This window comes from Candidatus Methanoperedens nitratireducens, assembly GCF_000685155.1.
Lineage (GTDB): Archaea > Halobacteriota > Methanosarcinia > Methanosarcinales > Methanoperedenaceae > Methanoperedens > Methanoperedens nitratireducens.
Map to the genome: position 1 here is coordinate 451,811 of NZ_JMIY01000001.1, position 21,996 is coordinate 473,806.

Consider the following 21,996-nt stretch of genomic DNA (forward strand, 5'->3'; position numbering starts at 1 on the left):
GGTTCTTTTTTCCACCAAAACCACCCACTCCCCTCCCGCTTATCTTACTCCTCTTACTTACCACAGAAAACTGCTGGATCAAAACAATTGCGCATCGGAAGATAAGCTAAAAGGAAAGGTTTATAATATATAATAAGGTAGTTCAGTAAAAACTGGTCTTTATGGTCTTTAATGGTAATTTTAATAAAGGAGGATATAATAAATGGTATTAGATTTAACCATGAGCATGGCTGTACTGGCACTCATGGGAGCGCTTGCTATGATTGCAGGAAGCCTTGAGGATCTAGAATCCGATGTGGGCTCCCAGAGCAACCCGAACTCCCAGGTACAGTTGGCCCCACAGATGAATTTTCTGCACAGAATCTATAATAAAGCGATCTCAGGTGAGCCTGTAAGCAACGGTCTTTCCGCAGTGATCGCTGGTACAGTAACTGTAGTGTTTTTAAATGCTAATTTCAATGTATTGACAGCAATAGCACTGGGCGCTACTGTCGGTGCAATCGTACTGGGTATTTTTGCAACAACCGCATACGCAGGCCGGGTATCCAGTCAGACAAGGTTCAAGCAGCCCCTGTACATGGATATTATGAGATATACCACACCCTCAATAATAGCGCATAATTTCATTATGAATTTCTGTCTTGTGGCATTAGCGTATATCCAGTATACCATACTTGGACACCCGTTCTCGATCCCCTTTCTGGCATTGATATGGGGAATAACAGCAGGAGCAGTCGGTTCTTCAGCCGGGGACGTGCATTACGGAGGAGAGCGGGAATTCCAGAACCGTGAGTTCGGATGCGGCCTCAATACATCGCTTTCAGGGCGGATAGTAAGGAGGGCGGAATCAGGGCTCAGGAACAGCATCGATAATGTCTGGTTCTGCGCTAAATTAGGAGGTCCGGCAACAGGGATTGCCCTTGGTCTTGTTGTATTTTTGAGCAACTGGCCCACAATAGCTGTTCAAGAGTATAGCTGGAGTGCCGTAATTGTGGGTTTTATGATCGTGCTTTTGCTGATTATCGCAAACAGGCTGGTAGAGTATAATGCTAAGAAAACATACGGTCCGTATAAAGAAGAAAAGGAGGCTGCAGCATAATGGTAGAGGCATTACTTGATCCATCGACACTGACGAGCATCCTTCTGATAGCCATCAGCGGAACCCTCATATGTATCGCTGTGCACTTCGTGCCTGTCGGGGGTGCGCCGGCAGCAATGGCGCAGGCAACAGGTATAGGCACGGGCACAGTAGAACTTGCAGCAGGCTCAGGACTGGTGGGACTGATCACAGCAAGCTACATGAATGCTAATGTTCCTGATGCACCGATGGCTTTAATACTGGGTGCAGGAGCGATGGGCTCCATGATAATGATATCAAGCGCTATGTTTGTAGGCGGTTTGATCTACGCTTATGGCGTGGGAGTTCCATTTGCTTCAGCCCAGATTAAACGCGATCCCTTTACAGGAACACGTCAGGATATCTATATGTCAAAAGGAACGCAGGGACAGGGACTTCCGACAATATGTTTCGTAAGCGGAGTAATAGGCGCAGGGCTTGGCGGCATTGGAGGCGCATTGATATACTATGTATTATATGGAATATACGAACCTCTGATCAGCCCAACAAGCGCTGCTGCTGTAGCAGGTGTATTTACCGTTGGTGTTTTCTATGTTAATGCTGTCATCCCCTCATATGGTGTGGGCGGAACAATAGAAGGGTTCCATGATCCCAAGTTCAGGCGTGTTCTTCCAAAGGATACAGTCACAAGCTTTGTTGTGAGCCTGATCAGTGGTGTTGTTGCAGTATTGATCGCCGGAGGGATGGTAACATGAGCGACCACAAAGACATTCCCCCCAATACACTGATGTTATTCGGTGTGATCGGAGGATTAATTGGAATATACCTCACATATTTCTCATATATATCGCCCTATTTTTCTATAGCAGGAGCGCTTGGGGCAATCTGCGCCGTGATATGGGGTGCTGATGCTGTAAGGCGTGTTGCTAAATACGGTCTCGGGACAGGTGTACCCTCGATCGGGCAGATAGCTCTCGGAATGGGTATAGTTGCATCCATGTTCGGTCTTGCAATAGTAAAGCCACTGCCACTTGCAGGTCCGATAGTTGCACTAATAACTGCATCGCTAATTGGATTAATAATAGGCCTGTTCGCCCAGTATGTAATAAAGATGAAGATCCCGGTGATGGTTCGCTGCATGACTGAGATAGCGGCGGCAGGTTCTATTATTATTGTAGGCTACAGTGCTGCAGTAGCAGGAAATTTCGAGTTCGTTAGCAGTATCATTCCCAGGGTTTTTGATAACGGCATAATACTCGTAGTTTTCTGGGCAGGGGCGGTCGCGATCCTGCATCCATTCAATGCCACGCTTGGACCTGATGAGACGCAGAAGAGGCTTATATATATTGCAGGCTCAACAGGAGCAATCACCATGACTATAATAGGTATAGCATCGACCATGACCCTTGGAGCAGTAGGGGGAGTCACAGTAGTACTTGGAATAATCCTGTGGGTCATATTCTACAAGAAATTCTGGGATGAGGTCTATAAGGATTCAGCATCAGTAGTCGGAACAGGATTGATCCCAAAAACGGAGGCATAAATATGGGCCATATACGAGCAGTACCAGAGCTGCACCTGATATTAAATCCATCAACAGGCGTAATTGCAGAGGAGCGGGAAGATGTGGTTGAGTACTCACTGGATGCTGTGAAAACACAACTTGATGAACTGGATAACATTGTAACAGATATGATGAACCAGCTTTCACCCACATCACCATTGCTGAGCATGTTCCCGGGAAGAGAGAGAGCCTCGTATAACGCAGGAATAGTCACCAATGCATTCTACGGCGCAGTAGTAGGATTTATAATCACCTTTTTACTGCTTATTCTGTTGAAGATAGGAGGAATATAAATGGTAAATAAGGTAAAACCTGCTGATGGCTGGCCTGTTGTTAAAGGAGAATACGAGGCCGGGAATCCTGAGAATCCTGTAGCTGTGAGCACATGCGGGTCGCATCTTAAGGGTGCTGCACAGCTGGCAGCAGGTGCTGCGATTACAGGGTCGCAAAAAACAGAGAATCTCGGAATTGAGAAGATAGTGGCCAACGTTATATCCAATCCCAATATACGCTTCCTGCTTGTTACGGGGGCAGAGGTCAAGGGTCACATATCAGGTGAAGCTATAATAATGCTTCATAAAAACGGTATAAAAGATAATCGGATTGTTGGGTCGACAGGAGCTATACCTTATATTGAGAACCTGCCTGATGATGCCATAAAGAGATTCCAGGCCCAGGTGCAGGTATTTGATATGATCGGCACTGAGGATGAGGGGGCAATAATCGCCAAGATAAAGGAACTTGCTTCAAAAGACCCCGGGGCCTTTGAGGGCGAGCCCATGATTATCCAGGTCGGTGAGAAGGAAGAAGTTGCTGAGGTGGGCGGTGTAAAGCCCATGTCAGCCGAAATAGCCACCATACAGGCAAGGATTAAGGGAATCCAGCACCAGACCATAGAGATAGGCAACCTGAACAAACTGATGTCCGGGATCTATACAGGAAAGATAGAGGGCATAATGATCGGCCTGGTTGTCGGGTTAACGGTCCTTGGAATAGTGATATTCGGAGGTATGTAGAATGGCAGAGAAAGAATATGAATACGGGAAAGGTGTACCTATGGTAGTAACCCCCTCAATGGCGGCTATTGAATCAATGATAGAAGATCTCAGATACAGGGGACAGCTCATTGCGAGAAACCAGAAACTTGAATCAGGGGTTGGTTCCACAGGAGTAATAGGATTCATAATCGGGTTTTTTATCGTTATGATGATGGTACTGGTTCCGGTACTGAGGTGATAAAATGGCAGATAAAGTCCCAACAGTAATCGTAGATCCTGAGGATTACAAGAATATACTGCAGAAATTGAATGATATTGAGGAGAAGATTGAATTTACCAGTTCAGAGATACACCAGAGATATGGGAAAAAGATTGGAAGAGATATTGGCATTTTGTACGGAATATCCACGGCTCTGGTGATAATCGTGGTATATCTATTGCTGGTGCTCTCACCACTAATTTCAGATCCAAGATTACTCGATATAATCAAGAGGGCATTAGGGTTAAGTTAAATGAGGTGCTAAGATGTTCAGATTTGATAAGAAACAAGAAGTTTTTGAATTCGGCAAGATAAAAGTCGGCGGACAGCCGGGAGAGTACCCCACAGTACTGGTCAGTACGATGTTCTATGGAAAACATAAGATTGTAACTGATGAGGACAAAGGTATCTTTGATAAAGAGAAGGCTGAGAGTCTGTGGAAAGTGCAGGAAGAGATGGGAGACCAGACAGGGCTTCCATATTTCAACCAGATTGTAGGGGAAGCTCCTGAAGCTATTAAAAGGTATATCGACTGGTTTGTGGATATATGTGATGATGTCCCGTTCCTTGTGGATTCCTCTGTCCCCAGTGTAAGGGCAGAAGCAGCAAAATACGTCTCAGAGATAGGTGTAGCGCCGCGCGCAATACATAACTCGATCAATGCGAGTACAGGTCCTGAGGAGATCAAAGCACTCAAAGAGAGCGATCTTGACTCTGCCATTGTGCTTGCATTTAATGCCACGAACCCGAGTGTTGAGGGCAAGATGGAGATCCTTGAAAAAGGCGGTACCGGACAGACAAAGGGAATGCTTGAGGTTGCAAAGGAGGTCGGGATCACAAGACCGCTCATAGATGTGGCAGCAACACCCCTCGGAGCAGGCTCTGGAGCTACAATAAGATCTATCCTTGCTATTAAAGGGAAACTCGGGCTTCCTGCAGGCGGAGGATTCCATAATATGGCTTCTGCCTGGGACTGGCTTAAGAAAATAAAGAAAACAGATAAAGAGAGTTACCTTGAGATGTATCCTCCCACTGATATAGGCACAAACCTTGTGGCCCAGGTAATGGGTGCGAACTTCCTTCTATATGGTCCTATTGAGAACGTGAAGCGCATATTCCCTGCAGCAGCAATGGTTGATATCATGCTGGCAGAGACCGCAAAGGACCTTGGCATGAGCACGCTGGCAGAGGTACATCCTATAAAGAAACTGGTGTGAAGACACCAATTCTTTTTTTATTGAGTTTAGAACCTATCTGAACGCGATGGACAGAATAGCGCGCTCAGTAAACCAGTTGTATGAGAGATACCCCTATCCTTCCCTTCCTATCCGCAGTGAACATGACCTTATCATCAAACTCCATGCCAATGTTATGTCAAAGATCCTTGCTACGGCAGAATTGGTGCCGGAATCACTCTCAGGAAAGGAAATCCTGGATGCAGGTTGTGGCACAGGGGAGAAGTCATGCTATTTCTCATACTACGTCTTCTGTCTTGGAGTGCTGCACCATACCAGTGGTCCCTATCTGCGTTTTTGTGTACTTGCAGATCTGTGCAAACCCGGCGGGACTGTGACAGTAGGGCTATATAACCGATACGGCAGGCTTGTGCACAGGATCAGAAGATTGCAGATAGGATTGAATGCAGGTGAGAATATTGATAAGAGACTGGAATATGTTGAAAGATCGATCTACAGAAGAAAACTGAAAAGCACACATGAGCAAGCTTATGCGGCAGATAAGTACGTCAATCCCTATGAGAGCTACCACTCAGTGGGCGAGGTGCTCGGGTGGTTTGATAAAAACGATATTACATACACAGGATCGTATCCACATACAGGTACCGGGAGATTCCATGCATTGTCTGCCCAGTTGAAGTGGTTGATTAAAAGAAACGGATTTTTTATCATATCGGGAAGAAAAAATTGAAGGTAGCGGCAGTCAGTGAATAACAGTACTGCAAATCATGATATCATAATAACCATAACAGTTATAACTACAAGATTAAATATAGAAAAACAAGGATCCAAATTACTGAAGAAGGTCGAAGCTGTATGGAAAACGGAATGAAGGCAAAAAGCATATTTCTAATATCAATTGCATTCGGGTTGTTCTACTTCGGTGACATTATTACTACTTTCTGGATTTTAAAAAACGGAGGGTACGAATTAAACAGGTATATGGCAGCGATTGGATTTAACGGGTTTGTTATTTTTAAAACTATTTTGATAGTGATATTCAGCCTGATGATATACTATCTCGATAGATTCAAGTTCTACAGGGAATCAGGGATGATAATAGGCATGGTCCTGATGTCCGGGCTGCTTGCTACTCTATACAACCTGGGTTTTTATGGTTTTGGCAGATGATTGGTAGAAAAATGTAAGAAACCGCAGATAGACGCAGATGAACGCGGATTACTTCATCGTGTGTCTGCGTCAATCCGCGGTTTACCACTAAAGGAAGAGCGGTGAGCCGCCAGCACTCCCTACTTTGAGAACTTGAAGTTCGCTATGTGAGAAGTGCCATCATCCAGCTTTACGACAAGTTGTCGGCAGGTGTCAGTCCAGGTTTTATCGGTCTTCCAGACATAGTTATACTGATCTGTGGTGGCGTTGTAGGAGAGGCTGCTCGATCCTGCAGTGATAGTTTCATCGATGCCATCGGCAATGTCTATTGAACCACACGTAATCAACTCCGACTTCGGATAACCTTCTGCGAAGATATCCAGTCCCTGGTCACCGTCCAGGCTGAACTTCACTGGTATGGCACTCCCGGCTTTGACAACGTTCAGTATTGGAGGGTTTTCGACCGGACGGAAGAAGCCACTGAAGGTATAGGTGGATAGTTGCGAAACAACGGTCACGTTATAGGCGCTGGAATAGCGTGCTCCAAGCTTTGCACCTGTTGGGTTTGTGTTCGTAATATTGAAGACACCAATGGCCAGTGTGTATGGTCCTCCAGGAGTCTCTCCAGCGGCAACTGAGACATTACCCGAAGTGCTGAAGTTGTTCGCTGGATCTTGAGCCTCACGCGGGCTAACAGTAAATTCCTCGGGGTTGGATCCGGTGAAGACGCCGCCAGAGAGCGTCCAGTCTCGGTAGACCTCAAAGGTGGCCGTACCGTTCTGTTTCCCGGAGACTGATATATTAATAGTTATAGCTTCGCTTTGACCTGGAGCGAGCTCAACGCTATCGATTGGCGCTGTGACATCTACCACTGAGACATCGGCATCGCTTGCCACAGCCGCCCAGGCCATGAGCCCGATTATTAATACCACGCTCAGCGCCGCCGTCCTCTGTGTCCGTCCCCTGTAGAGACTGGATTTGATGGATATAAGACCATCTCTTATTGTATTTTTACTCATTTTTGTTTCCTCCCTTTTTGTGAATGATGCAAACAGCACTGTAAAGATACAAGTTCACCCCTCTCTTTACCGGTCTGTTCACCAGACACTTTAGTTTCTTAAAATAGTACTCTGGTTATTTAAACCTTTCCACTTTAGAAATATTTTAATAATTCTAATGATCATTATACTAAGGTGTACGGCTTTTTTCATAACTTTAATTTTGTCTGAACTCAAACCTCCGCCGAAGGCGGCGCTGTCCGGGTTCCGGGGCTTGCCCCAGTGCTATAATTAATCTCCCAGTACTCCTTGAAAGTCACCCATAACTCAGGCAGGTGCTCCTGCAATAGCTCATTTGAGGTATAACATGCATCCAGTCTTTTCCTTTTCTCAAGCGCTCTTTTCAGCGGCCCTCCAAGCAGCCTGTTAATCCTGGTCTCATATTGCGCAAGTATTGTCAGATCATCGTTTTCGAGGGCTTTTACTACCGTATTCCCTGCGATCTCCCCGGCGAGCATTGCATTATTGATGCCTGCGCCCGTGATTGGATCAGCCATACCAGCGCTGTCGCCGGCAAGCAGGATATTGCCATAACAGAGTTTCTCCCTGAGACCGCCTATCGGCAGGGCGCCGGTTATATACTCTGTTTTTATGCCAGAAAGCCGTCCTGCGATATGGGAATGACTGATAAATTCATCCAGGTATGCGCGCGGGGATTTTAAGCCTGGGCCTTCAGTGATCCCGAGGCCCACTCTGGCGCAATCCTCTCCAGTCGGGTAGATCCATACGTATCCCCCGGGCGCATGATCTGAATCAAAAAAAATCTCACATGTTCGGGCCAGGGTTTTGATCCCTTTGAGGTGGTACTGGGCGCAGACTGCGAATCTATGCTGCTGCAGTCCCAGAAGTGATGCAGTTTTTGAAAAAACACCATCTGCACCAACGATTAATTTTCCATATGCTTTCTCATATGTCTTTCCATCCCGAAATTTAATCCCTCCAGATATAAGCTCTGTCAGTGGCGAATCCCACCTGATCTCTGCGCCAGCTTCTTTCGCCCTCTGAGCAAGTGCCGTATCAAACATCGGTCTATCTACCACAAGACCGTTCAGTTCAAAATCATGAAACGATAGATCAGGAAGATACGTGCGCATTTTTGTTATTTTTGACTGGATAACAGAATCATCGGGTAATTCCATATTAATCGTGCGGCTGATGTATCCTGCACACGGCGATCGGCATGATGTATATCTCTCCAGTACCAGTACACGATATCCTGCCCGAGCTGCGGCTGCTGCAGTAATAGATCCGGCAGGTCCTGCACCGATCACAATAACATCATACATCAGCGGTATACCCACTCATGAGAGTAGTATTTTGGCAGAAGATTGTTTGTAAGATCCCTTTCTTCTCTGGTAAGTGCTGCGGTTTTTAATCTTATGTGGAAGCGTTCTTCGAATTTTTTCTTTATGATATCCTTTACTTCTTCCATATCACGCTGCTCTCCAAGCTCGCGGTCAAGCCATGTAAGCCCTTCCCTGATAGATGCTATCTTTTTATCAAGGAACTTCTCCTTTGGTATATTGGATATCCTGAGCATCTCCTCAATATCAAAATCAAGCAGCAGTGTCCCGTTCTGGAGCAGTTTTCCCTCCCATCGTGTCTGGGCATTACCTGATATTTTCTTGTTATCCACCACAATATCGTTAATCGGGCGGAAAGCGGCATTTAAGCCGTAATGAACAAGCGTATCTATCAGGACACCGCATATCTGTTTATAAGATTCGATAATATCAAGCGGGAATAATTCGTTATCTATCGTCCCCACAACTCCGTAGTTTATCTGCCTGCACCTCTCATCTGAGAACGCTATCCCGCCACCACTTATCCGTCGGGTGATAGTATAGTCCCTGCACCGGGTCAGGTCTAATTCAACATCTGCCTTCTGGAAAAATCCAAGTATTATGGATTTTTTTGGTGTCCAGAAAAAGAAGGTATTCCCTCCATCTCCTTTTAATATGGCCTCGTCCATTGCCATCATGTCGCGTATATCCACCAATCCAAAATCTATGAAGCGCCATTCTTCCATGTTATACCTCCAGTGCTTTCATTATTGATTCCGTAAAATCGGAAGGTGCAGTCCCGGGTGACTGGATGCCCTCCTTTTGATAGATCGCCTCTATATTTTTCTGGATCTCTTCACGATTTGCAGGGGTTCCTTTTAATTGTCCGAGGATTTTGAAGATTGCCTCCTCCGGGAACATAAAGAAATCTCCTGATATTGTTATTTCTTTTATCATTCCATCTTCTATTGATACGAATGATCTTATAAGCCCGCCTTTTGATTTATATATACCTTGCTTTGTTTCTGATATGTCCATTATAGTTGCTCCTGCATTCCCAGAGGAACATGAAAATATAAAAAATACACTCTAACCTGTTGCCTGTCCGATAGAACTGTATGCTTTTTAAACTGCCTGTACCGTTACTTTTAAATATGATGCTGTTATAGTAGGAGATGATGGGCAGGTAAACTTCTTTTTTAATACACTAACCCCCACTCCCCAACCTGCCCGTCTAAAATTATTCATGAATCGATACCTTTATCTGAATCTATGTACTATGCAGTACATTCTTTGGGCCGGTAGCTCAGGGGTAGATCGCTCCCTTGGCATGGGAGAGGCCTCGGGTTCAAATCCCGACCGGTCCATCTATATCCGGGTAGGAGATCCTGTATATCTTTCCCGCATTATCATCGCTCACAAACAGCGAGCCATCCTCAGCAACGATTATATCGACAGGTCTTCCAAGAACATTACTGTCCTGAAGCCAGCCTGTTGCAAAATCCCTCGCTGTAAGATCATTCATATCAATACTTATAATCTTATAGCCTGTCGGTTCCCTGCGGTTCCACGAACCATGGAGGGCAACGAACAGATCGCCCCTGTATTCCTGTGGAAAGCTATCGCCATAGTAGAAAGCAAGCCCAAGAGGGGCTGAGTGTGCCTGAATATCTATAAGGCTTGGCATCTTAAGCGGTTCCATGCACGGGTTTTGAATATAAACATTCTTATCAAAATCAGTATCGTGGATATTTTTGCCAAAGCATATCGGCCAGCCATAATCTTTACCATCTTCAACCAGATTTATCTCATCTGGCGGCAGGTCATCCCCGAGCCAGTCGCGACCGTTATCAGTGGCGTACATCTTGCCTGTTACAGGATGAAAGACAAAACCAACCGCATTTCTCAAACCTCTTGCAAAAACCCTGCATCCCGTTCCATCAAGAGCGCACCTGGTGATCGCAGCCCTTCTTTCATCCTCTTCATAACAGACATTGCAGGATGAGCCCATGCTCAGGTATAAACTGTTATTGTGGATCTTCACGGTTCTGGTGAAATGGCCCCCGCTCGGAAGGTCATCGATAAGGGTCTCTAATGTATCCATATCTGCGATTAGATCGTTATCGCTATCTTTCACCCTTATCACACTGCTCTCCTCTGCAATATAGAACCAGCCATTATAAAAATCGATCCCGTGGGGGTTATTGAGCCTGTCTATGAATGTTATCACCTCATCTGCTCTATTATCGCCGTTCCGGTCAGGAAGCGCAACAACCCTTCCCTGGTTCGGTATAGTAACGAACAGAACATTGTCTTTAAGCAGCATCATTCTCGGCCCGGGATTTGGGCCCGGATATGAAATGGGGCTTCCGCCCAGATTCTCTGCGAAAATCTCTATACTGAATCCCTGCGGCAGGTTTATCTCATCGATAGAATCGAATTTCAACGCTGGCCTCAAACCCAGCAGCGTATACATAGAAGCTATGATCGCTATTACAAACAATACGACCAGCACAAGTTTAATTCTTCTATTACTCATATCTCCCCTACAGCGGCAGATAATAGGCAATGACCGCTACCACAGCTCCTATGATCACCGAATATATAATAATCTGCCATGCCTTTCTGCGATCACTGGCACGGAACTCTGCCTCTTCGACAGTACTGATCCTGTCGGCATCAGAGCTAAAGTTAAATACCCCACGCATACCGAAATAAGCGCAAAAATGCATATACGCCTGTAAGAAACCAATCGCTGCCATAGTTGCAGGGAAAAAGAGTATAAGCCGCAAGATAGGCGGCATGCCAAAATATACAAGCAAACCGAACAGAATAATAGTAATGGAAAGCCCAATCCAGCCGCCCTGCTTTCTCTTTCGGATCTCGGCTCTTCCGATATTACATACCCCCGGAATATACTGGTTCTGTGGATGCATATCCAGACTCATAGCAGATCTCTATATATGCAGCATGAGTTATAAATGCAATTCTCATATTTATCTGGTGACCAGACTATTGATAAATAATACATATTCATAGAAACCCTTACGTTTTTCGCAGTGCTGTATACCTATCATGTCCATTGAGCATAAGATGCAGCGTATTATGAATGCACTGGTAGAGAGAGATAGTGTCCTTATTGCATACTCGGGAGGTGTGGATAGCTCTGTCCTCGCAGCGCTTGCATACAGGGCGCTGGGAGATAATGCTATTGCGATCACCGCCGATTCATCCACTTTAGCGCCAGGTGAACTCGATTGCGCAAAAAAAGTTGCAGAGGAGATAGGGATAAGACATATTGTAGTATCCTATGATGAACTCGATGAGCCTGAGTTTGCCAGGAACCCGATTGAGCGATGCTATTACTGCAAAAAAGGTTTAATCAGGGAGTTAAAAAAACTGGCAGTTCAGCATGGTATGAATACCATTGTTGAGGGGACAAATATCTCGGATCTCTTAAACCACAGACCAGGCCACAGAGCAGTCATCGAAGAAGGAGTATACAATCCGTTCATTGAATTCAACGTAACCAAGGAAGAGATCCGTGAGATGGCGCGTGAGCTAAATCTATCAGTTGCAGATAAGCCCTCTATGGCATGCCTTTCCTCACGTTTCCCATACGGGCAGACAATAACCAGGGAGGCGCTCAAGCGCGTTGGAGATGCTGAGGCTTACCTCAGGAGCACTGGATTTAAGGTTGTGCGTGTGCGCGACCACGGCGGCATAGCACGTATTGAACTCATGCCCTATGAGATGCCCCGTCTTTTAGCGGTACGTGAATCTGTGGCATTTGAATTTAAAAAGCTTGGTTTCTCCTATGTTACCCTTGATATTATGGGCTTCAGAAGCGGGAGCATGGATGAAGTGTTATCAAGACCATAACTGATGCAGTACCAAGCTTCGTATCCAAAAGAATACCAAAAGAATATAAAGAATTAGCCTCAACTTTAAATTGAGGAGTGTATATGAACATCGCTATAGGTGATATCTTAAACTTCATCTGGATACTTTTCTTGCTCATGTTATTCGTTCCTCTTTTGCAAAAACGCCTGATGGCAGGCAGGCGGATTTCGATTATACAGAGCATGGAAAAGGATCGCCAATCCCGGGTGATCACAATGATCCACCGCCAGGAGACCATGAGCCTGCTTGGTATCCCCATCGCCCGCTACATTGATATCGAGGATTCGGAGGCTGTGCTGCGAGCCATTCGCATGACACCGCCTGAGATGCCGATCGACCTGGTATTGCATACCCCGGGCGGGCTGGTTCTGGCATCTGAGCAGATTGCGTGTGCCCTTAAGCGTCACACGGGCAAGGTCACAGTATTTGTGCCCCACTACGCCATGTCTGGCGGCACACTTGTAGCAATGGCAGCAGACGAGATTGTTATGGACCCCAATGCCGTCTTAGGCCCAGTTGATCCACAGTTAGGCGGCCAGCAGGGTTATTATCCTGCCGCTTCGATCCTCAAGGCACTGGAGCATCCAAACCCCAACCGGGATGATCAGATACTGATCCTGGGTGATGTGGCCAGGAAGGCTATCAATCAGGTACATAAGACCGTTTACAACCTGCTACTTGAGCACCATGAGCCTGAGAAGGCAAACGAGATTGCAAAGATGCTCAGTGAGGGGCAATGGACGCATGATTATCCAATTGACTTTGATCAGGCCAGGGAAATGGGCCTGCCGATGAACGACCAGGTGCCAAACGAGATATACGCCCTGATGGAACTTTATCCACAGTCCGGTCAGAGACGGCCCTCGGTAGAGTTCATTCCCACACCATATCGACCATCTGCGCCTGCGCCCAGAAAACGGGCATAGAGGTGAGAGCATGTTCGTGCCAGTAGGTACAGAAGAGCCAACACCGCGCCGACGGTTCCCTGTTATGACCGCAGCCATCGTGTTGCTCAATATCCTGGTCTTCATCTACGAGGTGTCCATCATAATCACGACCAATGAGGGGGCCCTGAACAACTTCATCACAGCCTATGGCGTGATACCCGCTGCGGTAATCAGTGGCCAGAGCATCCATATCCCTTTCTACCTCACCCTGTTCACCTCGATGTTCGTACATGCAGGCCTGGCTCATTTAGGTTTCAATATGGTATTCCTCATGGCCTTTGGTGACAATGTGGAAGATAGACTTGGGCCCTGGAACTACCTGATTTTTTACTTAATATCCGGCCTGGCTGCAACCTTTGCCCATATTGCCGTCAATCCCACCTCACAGATTCCCAGCGTGGGGGCAAGTGGGGCTATTGCCGGTGTCCTGTCAGGCTATATCCTGTTCTTCCCCAAGGGTATCGTGCGCATGCTCTTATTCATTGGCCCGTTTATCACCGTCACAAGGATACCAGCCATGATATTCATAGGCTTCTGGTTTGTCGTTCAGCTTATAATAGGCATTGCCTCTCTGGGAGCAGAGACTGCGCAGACAGGAGGTGTGGCCTACTGGGCGCACATAGGCGGCTTTGCGGCAGGTTTTGTACTGGCGCTACTCTACAGGAGATAGAAGTTGTTGGTCTCTGGACAAGTATTAAATAGGTATAATCAGAAACACATAATATGTAGACTTAATGTAAAGGGGGGTGAGCTCTACATATGAATGAAGCAAGAGAATCTTCTGTTATGAGGATAGAAGCTGTGCAGATGAGCGGATGGATGCGGGCATGGTCTATAATCGTCGGTATTATTGCCATTGTATTGTCTATTATGGTTCTTTTCTTTCCACTGTTTGCACTTGAAACACTAATACTATTCCTGGCAATAGCGTTACTTTTTATAGGTATAGACAGACTTATCAGTGGAATCGCTGGAAAAATGTACAGACCTGCAGGATATGAAAGAGAGAAGCGCGTACCTGCTTAATGTTTAAATGAATTGTACCGATTCCAATGCTTCCGCTTTGATGATTCAGGACGTCGGGATGATCTGCCTGGAAAAATCAAAGCGGAAGATTTCGATAGATTTAAGCTTCTTAGCCTGGAAATAGTATAATACAGACAGGGGTTAGATTATGGAATTCAATATTCCCAAATCGTTGAAACTGGAGCATGAAGAGCTTCATGCTGAACTTGTAAAGGCTACCAGGGCAGGTGGTAAGATAGGGGATTCTGCAAAAGCTGTTGCAAATATCCTGCATCCGCATTTTATTAAGGAGGAAGAATACGCGTTACCTCCACTTGGATTATTATCTCCTCTGGCAGAGGGTAAAATCACACAGGAGATGAGAGACGTCTTAGATCTGACAGATAAAATGAAAGCTGAGCTCTATCAGATGCTTAATGAGCACAGAGCAATCGTTGTAGCACTTGAGAATCTAATCGATGTAGCAAAGAAAGAGAATAGAATGGAGTACGTGCGCTTTGCAGAGAAACTGATGTTGCACGCACAGAACGAAGAGGAAATCTTGTACCCTGCTACTATATTGATCGGTGAATATCTGAGACTCAGGATGTAAGTGATGAATCTGGTTTACTGGCATCACGCCAATCCAGTAATAACTCAGGGGTGAAATTATGTTTATAAATATAGTTGAATATCCACCTATCAGGATGGGAAAAGATGAGGAATTCAGGAAATGGTTTGAATGGTCTAACACTTTATATGAGGGATTTGACGGATTCATATCAAGGCGGCTGCTGAAACCTGTAAAAGGGAGGGAACACTACGTTGAAGTCATAGAGCATGAAAATGAGATAACTTTTATGGCAATGCACCTGAGCGATGAACGACGGAGAGCATGGGCAAAAGTGAATATACTGCTTGAAGGATCACCTACACTGGGCTTCTACGAGGTAATAATCGCCTCAGAGGAGAAATACAGGCATGAGCATCCATAATAAGTACAATTTTTAATAGATAAGTACAAATGTGCAGTTTATAGATAATGATCATGGGAGGTATGCTGTATGACAGGTAAACTCAAGGTAAGTATAGACCGTGATGGCTGTATTAGTTGTGGAAACTGCTGGACTACCTGTCCTGAGTTCTTTGAGCAGAATCCTGATGATGATCGCAGCCAGGTAATCGAGGAATACAGAACTGAGGGCAACATGGGCGAAGGGGAGGCGCCTGAGAATCTTGAGGACCTGGTGAGAAGAGCTGCGGATCTATGCCCTGTCCAGGTTATCCATGTGAAGTAGTGTTAAGTGCTAAGCCCAAAGGATTAAGTCTGATAACATACAAGTAGGCAGTCCATTAGAGGTAAACTATGGCAAGATTCCCAGAAGCGGAAAAAGTATTATTACATATGAAAATTTGCATGAAATGCAATGCACGCAACTCTGTACGTGCAACCAGATGCAGAAAATGCGGATATACAGGTCTTAGATCGAAATCAAAGGAAATAAAGGGCAAAGGATAGACTGTAATTGATGGGTAAATGCACCCATATCTAGACATAGGCAGGCCCCTGACCTCTGTGATGATCGGGCTGGCCGTGTTAACGTCTGCATTAATAGGGGCTGGAGGCGATGCAGACGAATATACCCTTCCTATTTTTCTTGGCTTTACTATAGCGTTTCTATTTGGAATAGCAGGTAATGCAATAAATGATTACCTTGATCGGGAGAATGATAAAATAAATCACCCAGACAGGCCTATACCATCCGGGAAGCTAAAACCAGGCCAGGCCCTGAATTTTGCTATAATTTTTTTTATTATTTCTCTGGTGCTCTCTTTGCTTTTAAGTCTCATGGTGGGATATGCTGCACTTATGGTGGTTATAGCTGCGCTCGTATTCCAGATCGCCTATGAGCTCAGGTTCAAACATGAGAAAATCATAGGAAACATGATAATAGGCTCTCAGACCGCACTTGCGTTTGTATTTGGCGGCGTTGTAGTAGGCCAGTCTTTGATAACAGGAATAATCGCGATTGCGGTGTTTTTATCTATTTCAGGGCGGGAGATAGTGAAAGATATCGAGGATGTAAAAGGAGACATAGATAGAAAGACCCTGCCGATAATGATCGGGGTAAAGAGAGCTGGCATTGTTGCAGCGCTTCTTATCTTGCTTGCGGTTCTAATAAGTCCAATACCTTATTATCCTCTTTATCAATTTGGATGGGAATACCTATCGGTCGTTCTAATAGCCGATCTACTATTTATTGGCTCAATACCTGTGATTTTTAAAAATGCTAAACTGGCAAGAAAGATGCTCAAATTTGCAATGCTGATAGCTATACTGGCTTTTATAACAGGGGCTATTTTTAGGGCTTAGGAGCAAGTGAGCTACTGAGCGATTAATCGCCCAGATTTTTTCCCTTTCCCTCTCGGTATTTTTTTCGGTGCAGGTGTCGCGTCTGGTTCAGGAGTTGGCATCGGGGTTGGGGTTACAGTTATAGCTGGAGTTGGGGTGGGTGATGGCATATCGGGCGGGGATAATTCAAGCCTGTAGAAGGTATGATTCCCTATCTTCACTGTGCGCTTATCAGGATCAGCCCAGTAAGGCGGTGTTTCTCCTCTTGATGTGTAGGCTTCAAAATGATCTGACCTGAGCGTATGATCTGGTAATTCTCCACGGATCACTTTGCCAGCTACGTCATAGCTCTCGTACCAGGCATCCTTCTCAGCAGGTATGTTGAATAGAAGAGAAGGATCTTCAACGTATTTCCTGTTCTGGCCGTACAGGTCGAATGCAGCGAACTGGCCTGGATGGAGGATGGTAGCATGATAGGTGGGTGTATTGTTGTTCCACCACCTTGGATTATCCCTCCTGTTCCTGATCACCCAGGCAACTGCCTCTTTGCCTTCCCTGGGTTCCCCGCGCGCCTCACCGAATAGAGCTCTTGCAACTATCATCTGATCTGTGTCATCTAAAAAATTCCCTGTCCACTTAGGTGAATCCACAGTAGGTGTTGACTCATTTTCAATGGCTGCTCCAGTTAAGGCATAACCCAATACAAACAAAAAAACTGATACTGTTCCTATCCACTTCACATTTTTTAGCATTTTTACCACCATATACAGTGCCAGTTTTTCATGATAACTGGCATCATTCTTATCATTATCACAATAATGCTATTTATTATTTTTGATGCTGTTGAACCACATCGGAATCTAAGATGCGATATTACTGAAAATTATATAGGCCTGGAAACCACTCTATTAATGAATACAAGGGGGTAAGATTACGAAAAAATTTGATACGAAAACATTAGAAAATATCAAAGATGCTTTGCTAATACAAGAAATTTGCAGCGGTTACTGGAAGTCTTCTGTTTTATTCACTGCTAATAAATTACACCTTTTCACTAAACTGGGTAATAAGCAACTCTCCAAAGAGGAGATTGCACGCGAATATAAAGCAGATACAGGAGGTATGGAGAAACTTTTGAATGCCTGTGTATCCATGGGACTTCTTGAAAAAAAGAGTGGGTTGTATAAAAACTCAGAGTTTAGTAGTAAGTTCTTAGCGGAAGGCAAAGATTGGTATCAGGGTTACATAATAGCCCATTGGGCAGATATGTTCGTTGCTGGACACTGGCAACGTCTTGAAAAAGCTGTGCTAACAGGATCTCCTGTTAGAGGTATAGAGGATAGATTGTATGATGAGAAGAACGAATGGGGTTTCGGTAACGGGCTTTATAACTGGGTTATTGGTATGCATAATTGGGCGATGGCTGAGCATGCTGAATTATTAGCCTCGGCTGTAGATCTGGAGGGACGCAAGAATTTGATTGATATTGGTGGTGGATCTGGCACATATAGTATAGTGTTATGTCAGAAGTATAAAAACTTAAATGCTATTGTTTTTGATCTACCTGAAGTTATAGAAATTGCTAAAAAAATTATTGAGAAATACAACTTAAGCGACAGAATCACTACAATAAGTGGAGATTTACGCTATGACTCATGGGATCAAGGTGATGTTATTCTTCTCTCAAATGTTTTACATATGGGGAAAAGTGATTTTTGTAAAAAGGCACTTAAAAAATGCTATGAGTCTCTTCCCGCTGGAGGATTAGTGATAATACAGGAATGGTTTCTAAATCCTGACAAAACAGCTCCTACTCTATCGGCTTTATTTTCTCTTCATATACTTGCAAGACCTGGTGGAGATGTGTACTCTGCAAGCGAAATGATGGGCTGGATGCATGATATAGGTTTTGCTAATATAAAAGAAATAACTTTACCCGGACTATGGTCTCTTGTAACAGCAGAAAAACTTTAAATGGATCGACATTTATAAAAATAGCCCGGCAAGGATTCGAACCTTGGTCGCAAGATCCAGAGCCTCGCATGATTGACCGCTACACTACCGGGCTTCTGGTGTTAATACTAACTTTTCACATATTAATCTATCGGAGCCTGATGAATTCAAAGATGCCAGTATTTGCTCTGGATTTTTTTTATCTGTTCTAACCGCGCTCTCACCTGCGGACTGGGCTTAACCGGTCCTTTCATATCCGGTTCTTTTCCCATAAAAACTTCTATTATAGCCGCAACAGACCGGGCAAGCAGTTCAAGATCATAGCCTCCTTCAAGTGCGGCCGCTATTTTCACATTGCTCTCTTTAGCTATTGATTTTACGATAAATGCAAGTCTTGCAAAACCACCTGCGCTCATCCTCATCCAGGCCAGTCCATCATCGGTGCCTGCATCCTGTCCTGCTGATATAAGCACTATATCGGGTCTGAACTCAAGCGCTGCAGGAACAAGTATCTCCTCAAACGCGGCAATGAATCCTGTATCATCAGTCCCTGCTGGCAGAGGTACATTTATATTATAACCTGTTCCTTCCCCGGTCCCGACCTCATCCAGCCATCCTGTTCCAGGATAATGCGGGTACTGGTGGGTCGAGAAATACAGTACAGCAGGATCATCATAGAACGCATCCTGCGTCCCGTTACCGTGATGAACATCCCAGTCCACGATCAATATCCGTTTTTTCCCCTTTTTCTGCGCATGGCGTGCAGCAATCGCAATATTGTTGAAGATACAGAACCCCATCCCCCTATCGGGCTCTGCATGGTGGCCAGGCGGTCTTACAAGTGCGAACGTACTCTCGGCTCTATCAGCAAGCACGGCATCAACAGCCGTTATTGCGCCTCCTGCCGCAAGCAACGCGACGCTGTATGAGTCTTTTCTCAGGATAGTTTCAGGATCAAGTGAAATTTCCAGCTCAGAATATCTTTTTACCTTTTTGATATACTCAGGTGTATGGATATACTGGATCTCATTTGGATCTGCATATCTTGGCTCTATAAGATCCAGTTGTTCCATCAGTCCTGTTTCTTCAAGATGGGCGATTATTGATACTAAGCGCTCTTTTCTCTCAGGATGTAAACCTGTATCGTGCTTTAAATAATCGGGATGGTAGATTATCCCCGCTCTTTTCTGTGACAATCCTGTATAAAAATGAAAAAGGTTTTATGCGAGCTTCTTTCCTGCATTGGGTCCGTATGTCGCATCATATATCTCTTTCACATGAAAGATAAAGGCCGCTTTTCCTGGTAATTTCTTGGAATCTGCCATCGCCCTGGCGGTTGAAAATAGATCTCCCTTCTCTTCAATATCCACCGTTCCTTTTATCTGGTATGATTTCTTGGCATCACCATCATACGCCACGATCGCCATATTGGGGTTGGCCTCTATGTTCTTTCGTGTCTTGTTAAAAAAGTTATCCACGAACATTATGTTTTCATCGTCCAGTATCTTCCACATGGTAACGAATACTACATTGGGCACCCCACCCTTGTCCGCGGTGGCTATGGGAAGGGGTTTTTGCTTTTCAACGACATCTCTTATCTCAGGAGGCATTTTTACCATAATTATCACCTTTTTTCATTTAGTATGCCTTATGTATAAAGGTTTTGATATGTTCACAGGCTTTCGATAAAAAGATATCTATATTGTTTCTGCAAATAAAGATGAGTTTTAATGAAGGTATTCTTTGCAGGTTCCATAAGAGGAGGTCGGCAACTGATCTCCACATATGAGTATATTATCCGCTTCTTAGAAGCCCATAATTACATGATTATAAGCGAGCATGTAGCCTTGCAGGATCTTGAAAGAATTGAAGCCAAAATGACAGAGCAGGCAATCTTCAAGAAAGATACGACCTGGATCGAAGAGAGCGATTGTGTGATCGCCGAGGTCACAGTTCCATCGACAGGTGTCGGCTATGAGATATGCCACGCCGTTAATCACCAAAAACCTGTGCTCTGCGTGTATGAAGAAGGAGCCAAAGTATCGGCTATGGTTCTTGGGAATACAAGCAAATATATTATTGCTAGATCGTATTCAAACAAACAACAGCTTGAAGAGATACTGCTGGATTTTCTTGGAAAAAATAGTAGAATGTGATGTGATCCTTCACATCACTTAAAATATTTTACTCGCCTTCCATGAACGGGCTCTTAACACCTGTCAGGACTGCCATTACACGTACTCTGCCTGTGAGCTGGTCATCCACTTTTGCGCCCCAGATAACTCTCTTTGTATTGGGTACCTTATCCATGATCAACTCGCCTGTCACTGCGACCTCCTCAAGCGTCATGTCCTCGCCTCCAACGATGTGTATGAGCACACCGTATGTGGCAGACATATCGGATATATCAAGTAACGGCACAGCCAGCGCCTGAGAGACAGCTTTTGTTACCCTGTCCTCTCCGTCGCCTTCACCGATTCCGATCGAGGATATCCCGCCGCGCTCCATGACCGCACGCAGATCAGCGTAATCAAGGTTGATAAGGCTTGGCTGGGTGATCGTTTCAGTTATATTTTTTACGAATGCGCCTACCAGTGCGTTTGCAACTGCAAGTGCCTCTTTTAATGGTAGATTCCCTGCTACTTCCCTCAACTTTGAGTTATCGATCACGATCGTTGAGTCGCAGCTCTCTGTGAGGGCCTGTATCGCCTCTCTTGCTTTTTCTCTTCTGTACTGCTCGATCTTGAAAGGAATCGTGACACATGCGATTGTAAGTGCTCCGAGTTCTCTTGTCACTCCAGCAACTACAGGTATTGCTCCTGTGCCTGTTCCTCCGCCTAATCCAGCAACCAGGAATACCAGATTTGTTCCCTCAAGATCAGTTTTTATCTCTGATATATTCTCTTTGGTTGCCTGGGCACCCATCTCAGGATATCCGCCGCATCCGTGTCCTTTGCATAATTTTTCGCCAATTAAAATCAGCTTATCAGCTTTACTCATTGTACTGAGGTGATTTACATCAGTATTAGCTGCGATTATCTTACCGCCTGCCATTCCTTTCTCTGCTATCCAAGTCGTAATATTGCACCCTGCACCACCAAGCCCGACAACAGCAACAGATGGTTTTGATGTTTTTACAAGCTCTGCTAACTTTTCGTCAACCATATATTTATAGCCTCCTTGACTAAATAGTGACGAATATATTTACACTCTTAAAGTATATAGATATTATTGATGATTCCTGATGTTA

Annotated in this window: 31 protein-coding genes and 2 tRNA genes; 22 read left to right on the plus strand and 11 right to left on the minus strand. The window is 45.0% G+C overall.

Going from position 1 to position 21,996, the window contains the following annotated elements; all coding sequences use genetic code 11:
- The first annotated feature begins 202 nt into the window (after window positions 1–202).
- From mtrE to ANME2D_RS02375, 10 genes are all read left to right on the plus strand, one after another.
- Entirely contained in the window at window positions 203–1,099 is an 897-nt protein-coding gene (gene mtrE, locus ANME2D_RS02330; protein ID WP_048088852.1) for a tetrahydromethanopterin S-methyltransferase subunit E, read from the plus strand.
- On the plus strand, window positions 1,099–1,833 hold the full coding sequence (mtrD, locus tag ANME2D_RS02335) for a tetrahydromethanopterin S-methyltransferase subunit D (protein WP_048088854.1): 735 nt from the start codon (window positions 1,099–1,101) through the stop codon (window positions 1,831–1,833). The genes mtrE and mtrD overlap by 1 nt, the downstream gene beginning before the upstream one ends.
- Complete coding sequence (mtrC, locus tag ANME2D_RS02340) at window positions 1,830–2,621, plus strand: tetrahydromethanopterin S-methyltransferase subunit MtrC (protein WP_048088856.1); 792 nt, start codon at window positions 1,830–1,832, stop codon at window positions 2,619–2,621. Before mtrD ends, mtrC begins: the two co-directional genes overlap by 4 nt.
- Before the next feature lie 2 nt (window positions 2,622–2,623).
- On the plus strand, window positions 2,624–2,935 hold the full coding sequence (gene mtrB, locus ANME2D_RS02345; protein WP_048088859.1) for a tetrahydromethanopterin S-methyltransferase subunit MtrB: 312 nt from the start codon (window positions 2,624–2,626) through the stop codon (window positions 2,933–2,935).
- Window positions 2,936–3,658 carry a tetrahydromethanopterin S-methyltransferase subunit A gene (gene mtrA, locus ANME2D_RS02350; protein ID WP_048088860.1) on the plus strand — a complete coding sequence of 241 codons (723 nt, stop codon included), beginning with the start codon at window positions 2,936–2,938 and terminating at the stop codon, window positions 3,656–3,658.
- Window position 3,659: 1 nt separating this feature from the next.
- Entirely contained in the window at window positions 3,660–3,878 is a 219-nt protein-coding gene (locus ANME2D_RS02355; RefSeq protein ID WP_048088862.1) for a tetrahydromethanopterin S-methyltransferase subunit F, read from the plus strand.
- Between the two features lie 4 nt (window positions 3,879–3,882).
- Window positions 3,883–4,152 carry a tetrahydromethanopterin S-methyltransferase subunit MtrG gene (gene mtrG / locus ANME2D_RS02360; RefSeq protein WP_048088864.1) on the plus strand — a complete coding sequence of 90 codons (270 nt, stop codon included), beginning with the start codon at window positions 3,883–3,885 and terminating at the stop codon, window positions 4,150–4,152.
- A 13-nt stretch (window positions 4,153–4,165) separates the two neighbouring features.
- Entirely contained in the window at window positions 4,166–5,116 is a 951-nt protein-coding gene (gene mtrH / locus ANME2D_RS02365) for a tetrahydromethanopterin S-methyltransferase subunit H (protein ID WP_048088866.1), read from the plus strand.
- A 46-nt stretch (window positions 5,117–5,162) separates the two neighbouring features.
- A complete protein-coding gene (locus tag ANME2D_RS02370) occupies window positions 5,163–5,825 on the plus strand; it encodes a hypothetical protein (protein ID WP_048088868.1) in 663 nt (220 codons plus the stop codon).
- Between the two features lie 125 nt (window positions 5,826–5,950).
- Window positions 5,951–6,265: a DUF5658 family protein gene (locus ANME2D_RS02375; RefSeq protein WP_048088870.1), complete on the plus strand. Its 315-nt coding sequence runs from the start codon at window positions 5,951–5,953 to the stop codon at window positions 6,263–6,265.
- A 119-nt stretch (window positions 6,266–6,384) separates the two neighbouring features.
- Here ANME2D_RS02375 and ANME2D_RS02380 read toward each other — a convergent pair whose 3' ends face one another.
- The 4 genes from ANME2D_RS02380 to ANME2D_RS02395 form a co-directional block, all read right to left on the minus strand.
- Window positions 6,385–7,263 carry a PxKF domain-containing protein gene (locus ANME2D_RS02380; RefSeq protein WP_157833905.1) on the minus strand — a complete coding sequence of 293 codons (879 nt, stop codon included), beginning with the start codon at window positions 7,261–7,263 and terminating at the stop codon, window positions 6,385–6,387.
- 212 nt (window positions 7,264–7,475) lie between these two features.
- The gene (locus ANME2D_RS02385) at window positions 7,476–8,588 is read right to left on the minus strand and encodes a geranylgeranyl reductase family protein (RefSeq protein WP_048088874.1); all 1,113 of its coding nucleotides are present in this window, start codon (window positions 8,586–8,588) and stop codon (window positions 7,476–7,478) included.
- Window positions 8,588–9,331 carry a lipoate--protein ligase family protein gene (locus ANME2D_RS02390; RefSeq protein WP_048088876.1) on the minus strand — a complete coding sequence of 248 codons (744 nt, stop codon included), beginning with the start codon at window positions 9,329–9,331 and terminating at the stop codon, window positions 8,588–8,590. The genes ANME2D_RS02385 and ANME2D_RS02390 overlap by 1 nt, the downstream gene beginning before the upstream one ends.
- A gap of 1 nt (window position 9,332) precedes the next feature.
- A complete protein-coding gene (locus ANME2D_RS02395; protein ID WP_048088878.1) occupies window positions 9,333–9,623 on the minus strand; it encodes a lipoate protein ligase C-terminal domain-containing protein in 291 nt (96 codons plus the stop codon).
- Between the two features lie 257 nt (window positions 9,624–9,880).
- Here ANME2D_RS02395 and ANME2D_RS02400 point away from each other — a divergent pair.
- Window positions 9,881–9,952: transfer RNA gene (locus tag ANME2D_RS02400), tRNA-Ala, on the plus strand.
- On the opposite strand, the gene ANME2D_RS17240 is transcribed toward ANME2D_RS02400, so the two are convergent.
- Entirely contained in the window at window positions 9,934–11,124 is a 1,191-nt protein-coding gene (locus ANME2D_RS17240; RefSeq protein ID WP_081810090.1) for a PQQ-dependent sugar dehydrogenase, read from the minus strand. The genes ANME2D_RS02400 and ANME2D_RS17240 overlap by 19 nt on opposite strands.
- A gap of 7 nt (window positions 11,125–11,131) precedes the next feature.
- A complete protein-coding gene (locus ANME2D_RS02410; RefSeq protein WP_048088885.1) occupies window positions 11,132–11,533 on the minus strand; it encodes a hypothetical protein in 402 nt (133 codons plus the stop codon).
- 127 nt (window positions 11,534–11,660) lie between these two features.
- Between ANME2D_RS02410 and larE the strand changes: the two genes are divergently transcribed.
- The 9 genes from larE to ANME2D_RS02455 all read left to right on the plus strand — a co-directional run bounded on the left by larE (window position 11,661) and on the right by ANME2D_RS02455 (window position 16,814).
- Complete coding sequence (gene larE / locus ANME2D_RS02415) at window positions 11,661–12,467, plus strand: ATP-dependent sacrificial sulfur transferase LarE (protein ID WP_048088888.1); 807 nt, start codon at window positions 11,661–11,663, stop codon at window positions 12,465–12,467.
- 83 nt (window positions 12,468–12,550) lie between these two features.
- Entirely contained in the window at window positions 12,551–13,414 is an 864-nt protein-coding gene (locus ANME2D_RS02420; RefSeq protein ID WP_048088890.1) for an SDH family Clp fold serine proteinase, read from the plus strand.
- Window positions 13,415–13,424: 10 nt separating this feature from the next.
- Window positions 13,425–14,105, plus strand: coding sequence for a rhomboid family intramembrane serine protease (locus ANME2D_RS02425; RefSeq protein ID WP_048088892.1), 681 nt, complete (start codon window positions 13,425–13,427; stop codon window positions 14,103–14,105).
- A gap of 89 nt (window positions 14,106–14,194) precedes the next feature.
- The gene (locus tag ANME2D_RS02430) at window positions 14,195–14,461 is read left to right on the plus strand and encodes a DUF308 domain-containing protein (RefSeq protein WP_048088893.1); all 267 of its coding nucleotides are present in this window, start codon (window positions 14,195–14,197) and stop codon (window positions 14,459–14,461) included.
- 148 nt (window positions 14,462–14,609) lie between these two features.
- The gene (locus ANME2D_RS02435; RefSeq protein WP_048088895.1) at window positions 14,610–15,053 is read left to right on the plus strand and encodes a hemerythrin domain-containing protein; all 444 of its coding nucleotides are present in this window, start codon (window positions 14,610–14,612) and stop codon (window positions 15,051–15,053) included.
- A gap of 58 nt (window positions 15,054–15,111) precedes the next feature.
- Entirely contained in the window at window positions 15,112–15,435 is a 324-nt protein-coding gene (locus tag ANME2D_RS02440) for an antibiotic biosynthesis monooxygenase family protein (RefSeq protein ID WP_048088898.1), read from the plus strand.
- A gap of 69 nt (window positions 15,436–15,504) precedes the next feature.
- Window positions 15,505–15,738 carry a ferredoxin gene (locus ANME2D_RS02445; protein WP_048088900.1) on the plus strand — a complete coding sequence of 78 codons (234 nt, stop codon included), beginning with the start codon at window positions 15,505–15,507 and terminating at the stop codon, window positions 15,736–15,738.
- Between the two features lie 68 nt (window positions 15,739–15,806).
- Entirely contained in the window at window positions 15,807–15,959 is a 153-nt protein-coding gene (locus ANME2D_RS02450; RefSeq protein ID WP_048088901.1) for a 50S ribosomal protein L40e, read from the plus strand.
- 18 nt (window positions 15,960–15,977) lie between these two features.
- Complete coding sequence (locus tag ANME2D_RS02455) at window positions 15,978–16,814, plus strand: UbiA family prenyltransferase (RefSeq protein ID WP_052368518.1); 837 nt, start codon at window positions 15,978–15,980, stop codon at window positions 16,812–16,814.
- Window positions 16,815–16,825: 11 nt separating this feature from the next.
- Here the strand turns inward: ANME2D_RS02455 and ANME2D_RS02460 are convergent, their stop codons facing one another.
- Complete coding sequence (locus tag ANME2D_RS02460; RefSeq protein WP_048088903.1) at window positions 16,826–17,545, minus strand: cell wall hydrolase; 720 nt, start codon at window positions 17,543–17,545, stop codon at window positions 16,826–16,828.
- Between the two features lie 226 nt (window positions 17,546–17,771).
- Between ANME2D_RS02460 and ANME2D_RS02465 the strand changes: the two genes are divergently transcribed.
- Entirely contained in the window at window positions 17,772–18,767 is a 996-nt protein-coding gene (locus ANME2D_RS02465; RefSeq protein ID WP_048088906.1) for a methyltransferase, read from the plus strand.
- A 21-nt stretch (window positions 18,768–18,788) separates the two neighbouring features.
- On the opposite strand, the gene ANME2D_RS02470 is transcribed toward ANME2D_RS02465, so the two are convergent.
- From ANME2D_RS02470 to ANME2D_RS02480, 3 genes are all read right to left on the minus strand, one after another.
- Window positions 18,789–18,861 (minus strand) — tRNA-Gln (locus ANME2D_RS02470).
- A gap of 52 nt (window positions 18,862–18,913) precedes the next feature.
- Window positions 18,914–19,942, minus strand: coding sequence for a histone deacetylase family protein (locus tag ANME2D_RS02475; RefSeq protein WP_048088908.1), 1,029 nt, complete (start codon window positions 19,940–19,942; stop codon window positions 18,914–18,916).
- 24 nt (window positions 19,943–19,966) lie between these two features.
- Window positions 19,967–20,365, minus strand: coding sequence for a pyridoxamine 5'-phosphate oxidase family protein (locus ANME2D_RS02480; protein ID WP_048088910.1), 399 nt, complete (start codon window positions 20,363–20,365; stop codon window positions 19,967–19,969).
- 111 nt (window positions 20,366–20,476) lie between these two features.
- On the opposite strand from ANME2D_RS02480, the gene ANME2D_RS02485 reads away from it, so the two are divergent.
- Window positions 20,477–20,902 (plus strand): nucleoside 2-deoxyribosyltransferase, encoded by a 426-nt coding sequence (locus ANME2D_RS02485; RefSeq protein ID WP_048088912.1) that lies wholly within the window; start codon window positions 20,477–20,479, stop codon window positions 20,900–20,902.
- A gap of 28 nt (window positions 20,903–20,930) precedes the next feature.
- Here ANME2D_RS02485 and ftsZ read toward each other — a convergent pair whose 3' ends face one another.
- Window positions 20,931–21,911, minus strand: coding sequence for a cell division protein FtsZ (ftsZ, locus tag ANME2D_RS02490; protein WP_048088914.1), 981 nt, complete (start codon window positions 21,909–21,911; stop codon window positions 20,931–20,933).
- Window positions 21,912–21,996: the final 85 nt, after the last annotated feature.